The sequence below is a fragment of the Pseudomonas sp. NPDC089569 genome, from assembly GCF_050280625.1.
Classification (GTDB): Bacteria; Pseudomonadota; Gammaproteobacteria; order Pseudomonadales; family Pseudomonadaceae; genus Aquipseudomonas.
Genome location: NZ_JBNNVQ010000144.1, coordinates 1 through 11,612 on the forward strand (window position 1 = coordinate 1; position 11,612 = coordinate 11,612).

Annotated in this window: 10 protein-coding genes and 3 pseudogenes; 6 read left to right on the forward strand and 7 right to left on the reverse strand. The window is 59.1% G+C overall.

Going from position 1 to position 11,612, the window contains the following annotated elements:
- Nucleotides 1-102: pseudogene (locus ACQKP2_RS29950) on the reverse strand (LysR family transcriptional regulator); the annotation flags it as partial.
- Between ACQKP2_RS29950 and ACQKP2_RS29955 the strand changes: the two are divergent.
- From ACQKP2_RS29955 to ACQKP2_RS29965, 3 genes and pseudogenes are all read left to right on the forward strand, one after another.
- Nucleotides 99-296: pseudogene (locus ACQKP2_RS29955) on the forward strand (hypothetical protein); the annotation flags it as partial. The pseudogenes ACQKP2_RS29950 and ACQKP2_RS29955 sit on opposite strands and share 4 nt — an antisense overlap.
- A gap of 10 nt (nucleotides 297-306) precedes the next feature.
- A complete protein-coding gene (locus ACQKP2_RS29960) occupies nucleotides 307-885 on the forward strand; it encodes a CsiV family protein (RefSeq protein ID WP_427581941.1) in 579 nt (192 codons plus the stop codon).
- A 5-nt stretch (nucleotides 886-890) separates the two neighbouring features.
- The gene (locus ACQKP2_RS29965; RefSeq protein WP_427581943.1) at nucleotides 891-3,584 is read left to right on the forward strand and encodes an SNF2-related protein; all 2,694 of its coding nucleotides are present in this window, start codon (nucleotides 891-893) and stop codon (nucleotides 3,582-3,584) included.
- 117 nt (nucleotides 3,585-3,701) lie between these two features.
- Here the strand turns inward: ACQKP2_RS29965 and ACQKP2_RS29970 are convergent, their stop codons facing one another.
- The 3 genes from ACQKP2_RS29970 to ACQKP2_RS29980 form a co-directional block, all read right to left on the reverse strand.
- On the reverse strand, nucleotides 3,702-4,439 hold the full coding sequence (locus ACQKP2_RS29970; RefSeq protein ID WP_427581945.1) for an S-methyl-5'-thioinosine phosphorylase: 738 nt from the start codon (nucleotides 4,437-4,439) through the stop codon (nucleotides 3,702-3,704).
- Between the two features lie 12 nt (nucleotides 4,440-4,451).
- Nucleotides 4,452-5,450, reverse strand: coding sequence for a beta-N-acetylhexosaminidase (nagZ, locus tag ACQKP2_RS29975; RefSeq protein WP_427581954.1), 999 nt, complete (start codon nucleotides 5,448-5,450; stop codon nucleotides 4,452-4,454).
- Nucleotides 5,451-5,620: 170 nt separating this feature from the next.
- Entirely contained in the window at nucleotides 5,621-6,328 is a 708-nt protein-coding gene (locus tag ACQKP2_RS29980; protein ID WP_095197002.1) for a TetR/AcrR family transcriptional regulator, read from the reverse strand.
- 229 nt (nucleotides 6,329-6,557) lie between these two features.
- Here ACQKP2_RS29980 and lexA point away from each other — a divergent pair, with 229 nt between their 5' ends.
- Complete coding sequence (gene lexA, locus ACQKP2_RS29985) at nucleotides 6,558-7,166, forward strand: transcriptional repressor LexA (RefSeq protein ID WP_427581946.1); 609 nt, start codon at nucleotides 6,558-6,560, stop codon at nucleotides 7,164-7,166.
- Nucleotides 7,167-7,176: 10 nt separating this feature from the next.
- Nucleotides 7,177-7,653: an SOS-induced cell division inhibitor SulA gene (gene sulA / locus ACQKP2_RS29990; protein WP_427581948.1), complete on the forward strand. Its 477-nt coding sequence runs from the start codon at nucleotides 7,177-7,179 to the stop codon at nucleotides 7,651-7,653.
- A gap of 93 nt (nucleotides 7,654-7,746) precedes the next feature.
- Here sulA and ACQKP2_RS29995 read toward each other — a convergent pair whose 3' ends face one another.
- The 3 genes from ACQKP2_RS29995 to topA all read right to left on the reverse strand — a co-directional run bounded on the left by ACQKP2_RS29995 (nucleotide 7,747) and on the right by topA (nucleotide 11,537).
- On the reverse strand, nucleotides 7,747-7,980 hold the full coding sequence (locus tag ACQKP2_RS29995) for a hypothetical protein (protein ID WP_007933173.1): 234 nt from the start codon (nucleotides 7,978-7,980) through the stop codon (nucleotides 7,747-7,749).
- 154 nt (nucleotides 7,981-8,134) lie between these two features.
- Nucleotides 8,135-8,659: a DUF6586 family protein gene (locus tag ACQKP2_RS30000; RefSeq protein ID WP_427581950.1), complete on the reverse strand. Its 525-nt coding sequence runs from the start codon at nucleotides 8,657-8,659 to the stop codon at nucleotides 8,135-8,137.
- Between the two features lie 259 nt (nucleotides 8,660-8,918).
- Nucleotides 8,919-11,537, reverse strand: a complete 2,619-nt coding sequence (topA, locus tag ACQKP2_RS30005; protein WP_427581952.1) for a type I DNA topoisomerase — start codon at nucleotides 11,535-11,537, stop codon at nucleotides 8,919-8,921.
- Here topA and ACQKP2_RS30010 point away from each other — a divergent pair.
- Nucleotides 11,530-11,612 (forward strand): annotated as a pseudogene (locus ACQKP2_RS30010) (hypothetical protein); the annotation flags it as partial. The gene topA and the pseudogene ACQKP2_RS30010 sit on opposite strands and share 8 nt — an antisense overlap.

Below are 11,612 nucleotides of genomic sequence, written 5' to 3' on the forward strand. Positions count from 1 at the left end.
GCCGATCTCCAGCAATGGCCCGACACTCACTCCGGCGCCGGCGAGTAACTCTTCGGTCAGGCGACGGGTGGTCGAGCCCGGCTCGCGCATCAACATCTCAAGGCGGGCGAGTCGAGTTCGCGGCGCAAACCCCGGTCGACCCGTTGACGCTGATCAAGCTGATCCAGAGCCAGCCCAAACGCTACAAATTCGAAGGCGCCACGATGTTCAAGTTCATGGTGCCGATGGAGCGCCCGGAAGAGCGCTTTAATACTGTAGAGGCGCTTTTCGAGCGCCTCATCCCGAAAACTGCTTGAAGGACGCCGCATGCGCCTGTTTCGCTCACTGACCCTGCTGACAACCGTAATCACAGCGCTGGTCGCCCCCATGGCTTTCGCCGATGATCTGTATCAGATTGAAATGATTCTCGTGCGGCAAAACGCCGTGCCTGCCATTGTCAGCCGCGCTGCGCCGGAGGACTGGAATGCCGGCGCCCAACCCATCAACCCCGACAGCCTGCGTACACCGAGCCTTAATGGCGAAGTGGAAAAACTCACCGCCAGCAACGACTACACGGTATTGCTGCACAAGGCCTGGCAGCAAACCCTGGGCGAGCAGAGCACCAAAGTCGCCGTCAGCGACGGCAAGGAACAATTCGGCCAATTTCCGATCGAGGGCACTCTGGATATCAAGCAGGGGCGCTTTACCGATGTGAACGCAGATTTCTGGGTCAACCAGTTCAACGCCGACGGACTGGTCACTGCCAGTGAACGCCTGAATACCGAAAGCCATACCAAAAACGGACAGCTGAACTTCCTCGACGCCGGCCATCTGGGCCTGCTGATCAAGATCACCTCGCTGACCGCCCCTGCCCCCCGACCAGCTCCCGAAGAAATTCCGGACTGATCATCATGTCTGCGAGCCTGAGCAAACCCCTGGCATCTTCCTGGGTCAGCCGATTCAAGGAACAGAGCCTGGAGCGTGGCCGGCGCTACGCACTGGAGAACCGCGTCAGGATCGTTGAAGCAGGCGACGCAACCATCATCGCTGCATGCGAAGGTTCTGGCAGTAACGTGTACCGTCAGACCATTCGCTTGCGCGAGTCGGCAAAAGGCACCTTGCTGCTGGTCGACGCCACCTGCTCCTGCCCGGTCCACAGCAACTGCAAACATTGTGCGGCCGTCTTGCTGCAAGTTCAGGAAACCCTTGACTACCCTGCTGCGGCCAGGGACGCCGAACTTCTGGAAAAACTCCAGGCCGTGCTGGAAAACCGCAGCCCGAAGGCGCCACCGCAAGTACTGGTGGACAATGTGCAGCCGGTTCCGCGCCTGTGGCTGGCGAGCATCGAGTTCAGCGCCTTCGAACCGCGCAACGGTCGAATGCAGCGTTACATCCAGCATCGCGCGGCATTGTCTTTCAGTTATCTGGACGAGTACGTATCCGGCCAGAAAAACACCGACATCCTGATTCGCCAGGAAACCCAGACGCTTCGGATAAAACGCCACCCCGAAGTGGAACAGTCCTACAGGGAACAGCTGCGAATCCTCGGTTTCAGAATCGCTACCCGCCAGAGCAAGGCCTTGCCGGAAAGCGCCGGCGAACTGTACGAAATGGTCAATGACAGCGCTTGGCTGACCTTCACGCTCAACGAACTGCCGAAGCTGCGCACCCAGGGCTGGGAGCTGCAGATCAACGAGGACTTCGGCTTCGATCTGACCGCCGTCGACGACTGGTACGCCACTGTCGAACAGGCACCGGAGCGCGACTGGTTCGATCTGGAGCTGGGGATTATCGTCAACGGCGAGCGACTGAGCTTGTTGCCGATATTGCTGAACCTGATGCGCTCGCACACTGAAATCCTCAACTCCGAGCGCCTGGCACGACGGCGCGACGACGAGCTGATTCTGGTGAACATTCCTCAACGACCGAGCTCTGAACACGGTCCCTTGCAAGTCGCCCTGCCCCTTGGCCGCTTGAAACCGGTACTGGCAACTCTCGGCGAGTTCTACCTGCAGGAGCCCGGCGAAACCAAACTGCGCCTGAGCAGGGCCGACGCCACACGCCTGAACTCCCTGGAGGAGTTGCCGCTGCTTTGGGAGGGTGGCGACCAGATTCGCACCTTTGCCCAGCGCCTGCGTGATATCAAGGACTACACCGCCAGCGTGCCGGACGGCCTCAACGCCACGCTACGCCCCTATCAACTTGAGGGGCTGAGCTGGATGCAGTCGCTGCGGCAATTGGAGGTCGGCGGGATTCTTGCGGACGACATGGGACTGGGCAAGACCCTGCAAACCCTTGCACATGTCCTCTGCGAAAAAAACGCCGGGCGCCTCGACCGGCCGTGCATGGTGGTGATGCCCACCAGCCTGATTCCCAACTGGCTCGACGAAGCGGCGCACTTCACCCCGCAACTCAAGGTATTGGCGCTGTACGGCGCCAGCCGCAAAAAGCATTTCGACAAAATGGCGGATTACGATCTGATCCTGACCACCTACGCCTTGCTGCCCAAGGATGTCGAACGCCTGTCGGCGCAGCCGCTGCACGTTCTGGTGCTGGATGAGGCGCAGTACATCAAGAACCCGAACAGCAAGGCCGCCCAGGCCGCCCGCGAACTGGATGCCCGCCAACGCTTGTGCCTGAGCGGCACACCGCTGGAAAACCACCTGGGCGAGCTATGGTCGCTGTTTCATTTCCTGCTGCCGGGCTGGCTCGGCGATGTGAAGAGCTTTAACCGCGATTACCGCGTCCCCATTGAAAAGCGCACCAGTGAAGTCCGGCTTCAACACCTCAATGGCCGGATCAAACCCTTCCTGTTGCGTCGCACCAAGGAACAGGTAGCCACCGAGCTGCCGCCGAAAACCGAGATCATTCACTGGGTCGAACTCAACGAGGCCCAGCGTGATGTGTACGAAACCATGCGCCTGGCCATGGACAAGAAGGTTCATGACGAAATCACCCGCAAGGGGGTAGCGCGCAGCCAGATCATCATCCTTGAGGCACTGCTGAAGTTGCGCCAGGTGTGTTGCGACTTGCGCCTGGTCAACGAGGCCACCCTGCCAGCTCGCGGCAGCACATCGGGCAAGCTCGACAGCCTCATGGAGATGCTTGAAGAGCTGCTGGAGGAAGGTCGACGGATCCTGCTGTTCTCACAATTCACATCGATGCTGTCATTGATTGAAGATGAATTGAACAAACGCGGCGTGGCCTATGCGCTACTGACCGGACAGACCCGGGACCGACGCTCCCCCGTGAAGGACTTTCAAAGCGGCAAACGCCAGATTTTTCTGATCAGCCTGAAGGCCGGCGGTGTCGGCCTTAACCTGACGGAAGCAGACACCGTTATTCATTACGATCCCTGGTGGAACCCGGCGACGGAAAACCAGGCGACCGACCGCGCCTATCGCATCGGCCAGGAAAAACCGGTGTTCGTCTATAAACTGATCGCTCGCGGCACCGTGGAAGAGAAAATCCAGCACCTGCAAAAAGAAAAATCCGATCTTGCGGCCGGCGTACTGGATGGGCGCCAGGCCGGGGACTGGAAGCTGCAGAGCGAGGATATCGAGGCGCTGTTTGCGCCGTTGCCGGACAAGCTGGAGAAGCGCTGAGATTTGCAGCGCCTACCAGTCCGTTTTCGCGGGCAAGCCTCGCTCCTACAAAGATCCGCGCCCCCCCGTAGGAGCGAGGCTTGCCCGCGAAAGGGTCAACTCAGTGGAAAGCCCGACTCAGCCCTTGAGCACCCGCGCCAGCGTCGACTTCACCTTGCCCATCCCGTCATGCAGCGCTTGCTCGATCTCGGCCATGGTGATCACCGCCATGGACTTGCCGGCAGCCGGGTTGACCACCAGCGCCAGGCAGGCGTAATCCAGCTGCAGTTCACGGGCCAGTGCTGCTTCAGGCATTCCGGTCATGCCGACGATGTCGCAACCGTCCCGCTCCAGACGAGCGATCTCGGCCACGGTTTCCAGGCGCGGGCCCTGGGTACAGGCATACACACCATGACTGCTGTAACCAACACCTTCAGCGGCCAATGCCGCGATCAATTGCTGACGCAACGGCTCGCTGTAGGGATAACTGAAATCGATATGCGTGACCTGTTCCAGGCCGTCGGCAAAATAGGTGTGTTCGCGACCACTGGTGTAATCGATCAGTTGATGGGGCACACAGAAATGCCCGGTCCCCATTGCCGAATGGATTCCACCTACGGCATTGACCGCCAGAATCGCCTCGGCGCCCGCCTGCTTCAACGCCCAGAGGTTGGCGCGGTAGTTCACCTGATGCGGCGGAAAACGGTGCGGATGGCCATGGCGCGCCAGGAACAACACTTCCTTGCCGGCGTACTCGCCGATTTGCACATCGGCCGAAGGCGCGCCGTAAGGGGTGTCCACTGTCAACGACTGGCGAATACTCAGGCCTTCGAGTTGAGTCAGGCCGGTGCCACCGATAATCGCGTAAACCGTCATAACGAACAGTCCTTAATCAATCAATTGAGCTTCTTTCAATGCACCCACGGCCGTCAGCCAGCGCGGGTCCTGACGATAATCAGTGCTTGCGTATGCCTGTCCGCGCATCCGCGCGATGCGCGCAGACGGCTTGACCTTCAGGCGCTGCAGGGCGCTCAGGGCCAGCTCGGCGGCTGCGCGATCGTTGCACACCAGGCCCATGTCGCAACCGGCGCTCAGGGCCGCTTCGATACGGCTGGCCGCATCGCCCACCACATGGGCTCCGGCCATGGACAGGTCATCGCTGAAAATCACGCCATCAAACTGCAATTCGCCACGCAAGATGTCCTGCAGCCAGCGACTGGAGAAGCCAGCGGGACGTGAATCGACTTGCGGGTAGATGACATGAGCCGGCATGACGGCTGCCAGTTGCTTGCTCAACCTGGCGAACGGAACCAGGTCGTTGGCACGAATTTCATCGAGACTGCGCTCATCGTTCGGAATCGCGACATGGGAATCCGCCTCGGCCCAGCCATGCCCGGGGAAATGCTTGCCGGTTGCAGCCATGCCGGCTTGGCCCATACCCCGGATGAAAGCGCCTGCAAGCAGCGCCGCACGCTCAGGGTCGCCTTCAAAAGAACGAGTACCCACCACGGCACTGCGCTGGTAGTCGAGATCCAGCACCGGGGCGAAACTCAGATCCAGGCCAACCGCCAGCACTTCAGTGGCCATGATCCAGCCACATTGCTCGGCCAGGTATTCGGCGTTCGGGTTATCGGCTATCGCACGCATGGCAGGCAGCCGCACAAACCCTTGGCGCAGGCGTTGGACCCGTCCGCCCTCCTGGTCCACCGCCAGCAGCAAATCGGGACGAATGGCGCGGATCGCCGCACTCAATTGGCGAACCTGACGCGGATGCTCGATGTTGCGGGCAAACAGAATCAGACCGCCCACTTCGGGCTGACGCAACAACTGGCGATCTTCAGCCGTCAACCAGGTACCGGCGACATCCACCATCAACGAGCCTTGCAGGCCAGCAGTCATAGAGATTCCTTGATAACGATAAACCCGGCCCGCGCGACGTCGCTGCCGGGAACAGTGCCCGGCAGGTTGGCGATAGAAACGGGAAACGGGTTCAAAACGAGAGTCGGCATGGGCGGCTAGCTTAGCGGATGTCAGCTGCCGCGCCCACCCGTGAGCGGTTAAACCTTGGCGGCAACCGGTGTCGATTTGCTGCGCGGACGCAGTTGCGCTGAAGCCATGGCCGTATCGGTGACGCCGGACTCGGCACGCATGCCCGCGGCAAGGAATGGCACCATCAGGCGCATGACCTGCTCAATGGAAGTGTTCACCCCGAAATCGGTTTCGGCAATGGCGCGCAACGCCTTGATACCAGACATGCTGAATGCGGCCGCACCGAGCATGAAGTGCACACGCCAGAACAGTTCGATCGGCGGGATGCGTGGCGCAGCTTCGTTGACCAGCATCATGTAGCGGCGGAAAACCTTGCCGTACATGTCTTCCAGGTAACGACGCAAATGCCCTTGGCTCTGACTGAAGGCAAGCCCCAGCAAGCGCATGAAAATGGACAGGTCGTTCCCGCTGCGAGGCTGGACCACCAGGGCCTGCTCAACGAGGATTTCCAACAGTTCTTCGAGCGTCGGTTTGATTTCAGGCTTGGCCTGGCGCCGCTCCAGCTCTTTATCGAGACTGATGCAGAAAGGCCCGAGGAATCGCGAAAAAACCGCCTGAATCAGCGCTTTTTTCGATCCGAAGTGGTAGTTCACCGCTGCCAGGTTGACACCGGCCTTGCTGGTGATCAGACGCAACGAGGTTTCGGCGAAACCTTTTTCCGCGAACAACTGCTCGGCAGCATCGAGAATGCGTTCAACGGTTTCCGACTGGGCCATGGCTACTCCGCCTGACAAACACTTGTTTGAAACATACGTTTCAGCCTGTGCCTTGTCAAGCCTGCCGGTTCGTTTTGGGAATGGTCAGTCAGATATTTAACCACACTACCGGAAACCTTCAATCAGAAGGCTGATTGACCGTCCGGCGGCCCCCAGCAAAACGGGCATTGCCAAGACCGCTCCACTGTATATAATCCCAGTCACTGTATAAAAAAACAGAGCGATCAATATGCTAAAGCTGACGCCACGCCAAGCCGAGATTCTGGCCTTCATCAAACGCTGCCTGGAAGACAACGGCTACCCGCCTACCCGCGCGGAAATCGCTCAGGAACTGGGTTTCAAATCGCCCAACGCGGCGGAAGAACACCTCAAGGCACTCGCCCGCAAAGGGGCGATCGAAATGACCCCTGGCGCATCCCGCGGCATTCGCATCCCGGGCTTCGAAGCCAAGGCCGACGACTCCAGCCTGCCCATCATTGGCCGGGTTGCAGCCGGCGCTCCCATCCTTGCCCAGCAACACGTCGAAGAGTCCTGCAACATCAATCCCGCGTTCTTCCATCCGCGCGCCGACTACCTGCTGCGCGTACATGGCATGAGCATGAAGGATGTGGGCATTTTCGACGGTGATCTGCTGGCCGTCCATACCACCCGCGAAGCTCGTAACGGTCAGATCGTGGTTGCGCGTATCGGCGACGAAGTGACCGTCAAGCGTTTCAAACGTGACGGCAGCAAGGTCTGGCTGATCGCCGAAAACCCTGAATTCGCCCCCATCGAAGTGAACCTCAAAGATGAGGAACTGGTGATCGAAGGCTTGAGTGTCGGCGTCATCCGCCGCTAAAGGAGGCTTTATGCAGTTCCCACATACACCGCAGCAAGCTCAACTGCCACTGCTGTTCGAGGCATTCCTGGCGCAACCACTGGCGCCAATCCTGAAGGAAGTTGTCGAGTCGCCCTGGAGCGCCGAACCCGAGGTCTTCAGTGAATTGTCTCTGCGCGGTGCAGCCGGGAACTGCCTGAACCTTCTCGCGCCCATTCTCAGGGAGTTGAGCCAGGATCATGATGCCCGTTGGTTGACGTTGATCGCCCCACCCTCAAGCCTCACCCAAGCCTGGTTGCGCGACGCCGGTCTCAATCGCGAGCGTATCCTGCTGCTGCAACCTCGCGGCACCCAGAGCGCTCAGCAGTTGACTTGCGAAGCCCTTCGACTCGGCCGCAGCCACACGGTCGTCAGCTGGCTGAACCCACTGAGCGCCGCTTCACGGCAACAACTGATCAGCGCCGCCCGGACCGGGAACGCACAAAGCCTGAATATTCGATTGGGATAACGGCAAGCACGGCATGCATTGAATAGCACAGGGCTTCTCCAGGGACAGAGAAGCCGATCTGTAGCGACATTCGAAAAGTCGACGGGCGGGAGATCAATGAAGTACCCGCGGCCCCTCTTCCTTATCGAATTCCCCCTCGACCAGACGCCCGGCCATCTGAACGCCGACGCTCAACATTGCCTTGGCAACCTCGACATGCTGGCCTTGCAGGAACGCCTTAGCGTCCTCGGAGAAATCCAAAGTAACCAGAGAACCCTCATCTTCAGCCCTGCGCAGCTCGATTCGGCCGTCTGGTAACTCGACAATTTCTAGAAAGGACGTTGGCATAAGGGTCTGTTCTCCACGAAAGGCGGGGATTATATAGGCATCGGCCAGGCTTCGCTCAGGATCTTGACCAGATGCCATCACGAAGAGAAATATCTGACAACTCTCTTCCCTGAACGAACAATCCAACAGACCGTTCGTAGTCTCGCTCAACTCTTCAACACTCGTTCAGCCCTTCGCGAAAACGAATCGCCAGACGTTTCAGGTTCTGCCGCCATGCTTCCAACTCCTCGCGACTCAATTCCGCAGGAGCCTCTTCTTCATCCAGGTTTACCGCCAGAATCAATGGTTGCGTCACGTCACCCTTGGGCTTGTGCGGCGCGCGTGGCGGCTGGAACAACGCAGCATGGGCCGCCAGCAGCCTGGCCAGCCAGGTTTCCGGATTGTTGGCGAGCTCGACCATCTCGGCCATTTCAGGAATAGCGATGCTTTCCAGTACTTCGCGGGTCAATAGTGCTTCAGCCCGAGGAGCATTGGCCTGAGGTAATCGATAGAAACCGGCAATTTCATGGCACAGCCCCAGCAACGCCCCATACAGGTGAAACAGCGTCGATTCGCGACCTGCCTGAATCAGCGCCAGGGAATTCATCGCCCACCCCTCTTCGGCCTTGGCAAGCGCCTCCAGCGACAGGCCGGCGAAATAAATCTTCTGATTGGTACGGGTATAGAGCTCGTGGGCCATGACGGCAGTCTCCACAAAGAAATAATTGCTTCACGCAGGTCAGACAGTGTCGTGGATCACCCAAGCCAACCGCAAGTCCTTCTATTTCATGCAGGAGCGAGCATGCTCCGGGCGGCGATCCGACGATGCACGTTAACGATAACGCGCCCACACTGGGGAAATGCATTGCCCTTGCGTTTTTCGCGAGCTTGCTCGCTCCTACAGAAGAGCGAAAAAAAAGGCCGCATGGATGCATGCGGCCTTTTTCGTACTGTGCCTGTTAAGACTTCGCGGCAGGACGCTTGTCTTCAACGGTCCACTTGCCGCCATCGTAAAAGGCTTTCCAGCCGGTCGGCTTACCGTCGACCTCTGTCTGCACATATTGCTCTTTGGTCTTGCGGCTGTAGCGGATCACGGCAGGAAGGCCGTCCGGATCCTTCTTTGGAGCTTCACAGAGGAAGTGGTACTTCGGATCGATCTCATCCTTGTGCGGCACGATTTCCATGACCAGCGGAGCACGAGTCTCGCGGTTTTTCGGGAATTGACTGGCCGCCAGGAACAGGCCGGACGCACCGTCACGCAAGATGTAGGTGTCGTTGACCTTTTCGCATTTCAGTTCCGGCATTTTCACCGGATCCATCTTCGGAGGCGCCGCATCACCACTCTTGAGCAGTTTGCGGGTGTTCTTGCAGGTCGCATTGGTGCAACCGAAGAACTTGCCGAAGCGGCCGGTCTTGAGTTGCATCTCACTGCCACACTTGTCGCATTCCAGGCTCGGGCCTTCGTAACCCTTGATGCGATAGGCACCCTCTTCAATTTCATAGCCATCGCAATCCGGGTTGTTACCACAGATGTGCAACTTGCGCTTTTCGTCGAGCAGGTACGCATCCATCGCCGTACTGCAGATCGGGCAGCGATGCTTGCCACGCAGTACCAGCGACTCGGACTCACCCTCATCATCCGCGGCAATTTCATCACCCGGCACCAGGTTGACAGTGGCCTTGCAACGCTCTTTCGGCGGCAGGCTGTAACCGGAGCATCCGAGGAAAACGCCGGTCGAAGCAGTGCGAATCTGCATCGGGCGACCACAGGTCTGGCACGGAATATCAGTCATCACAGGCTGATTGGCACGCATGCCGTTATCCGGGCTTTCGGCCACTTCAAGCTTCTTCTTGAAGTCACCATAAAACTCGTCCAGCACGTTCTTCCAGTCGCGCTCGCCCTGGGCCACATCATCGAGATGCTCTTCCATGCCGGCAGTGAAACCGTAGTCCATGAGATTGGAAAAGCTCTCGGCCAGACGCTCGGTGACGATGTCGCCCATCTTTTCCGAATAGAAGCGGCGATTGTGCAGCGCCACGTAGCCGCGATCCTGGATGGTCGAAATGATCGCTGCGTAAGTCGATGGGCGACCGATGCCGCGCTTTTCCATTTCCTTTACCAGGCTGGCTTCCGAATAACGCGCCGGCGGCTTGGTGAAATGCTGGGTCGGATCAAGCTTGATCAGCTTCATCGCGTCGCCCTGCGCCATGTCGGGCAGTACATCGTCGTCGCCCGGCTTGGCGATTTGCGGCATGACACGCGTGTAACCGTCGAACTTGAGGATTCGACCCTTGGCGCGCAACTCGAAATCACCGGCACCGACAGTGACGGTGGTCGACAGGTATTGCGCCGGCAGCATCTGGCAGGCAAGGAACTGGCGCCAGATCAGCTCATACAGGCGCTCGGCATCACGCTCCATGCCTGACAGCTTGCTTGGCTCGGTGTTGGCATCGGACGGACGAATCGCTTCGTGAGCCTCCTGAGCACCTTCCTTGCTGCTGTAAACGTTCGGAGAGTCCGGCAGGTACTTCTTGCCGAACTCGCCTTCAATATAAGTACGCGCCATCGCCACGGCATCGGCCGACAGGTTGGTCGAATCGGTACGCATATAGGTGATGTAGCCGGCTTCATACAGACGCTGGGCCATCATCATGGTTTTCTTCACACCAAAGCCCAGACGGTTGCTCGCCGCCTGTTGCAGGGTGGAGGTGATGAACGGTGCCGACGGCTTGCTGCTGGTCGGTTTGTCTTCACGCTTGACGATGCTGTAGCTGGACGCCTTGAGCTTCTCCAGCGCGGCCAGGGCCTGAGCTTCGTTAAGGGGCTTGAACGCTTCACCCTTCTCGCGGGCGACTTCGAAACGCACGCTGGCGCCTTTGGCGGTGCCGAGATCGGCGTGAACTTCCCAGTACTCTTCGGGAATGAACGCGCGAATTTCACGCTCGCGCTCGACCACCAGCTTCACCGCTACCGACTGAACGCGACCGGCGGACAGGCCACGGGCAATCTTGGCCCACAGCAGCGGGGAAACCATGTAGCCCACCACGCGGTCGAGAAAACGACGGGCCTGCTGGGCATTGACGCGATCGATGTCCAGCTCGCCTGGCTCGGAGAATGCCTCCTGGATCGCTTTCTTGGTGATTTCGTTGAACACCACGCGCTTGTAGCGGCTGTCGTCACCACCGATGGCTTCGCGCAGGTGCCAGGCAATGGCTTCCCCCTCGCGATCCAAGTCGGTTGCGAGATAGATGGTGTCAGCATCCTTGGCGAGCCGGCGCAGCTCTTCGATGACTTTTTCCTTGCCAGGAAGGATCTCGTACTTGGCTTTCCAGCCATGATCGGGATCGACTCCCATGCGGGCAACCAATTGCTTGCGTGCCTTTTCTTTCGGCGACAATGCCGGCGCTTCGCCCGCAACAGCCTTGCCGCGCTTGACGGCTGGTTCTTTGCCGGCGCTTGCCGAACCACTGGTGGGCAGGTCTCGGATATGGCCGATACTCGACTTCACCACGTATTGGTTGCCCAGATACTTGTTGATGGTCTTGGCCTTAGCCGGGGATTCCACCACCCTGGGCAACTTCGAACAGTTGCTCAACCTGGGCGCCAGCGACCAGGAACCGGACGCCAACGACGCCCATATCGTCAACATCGT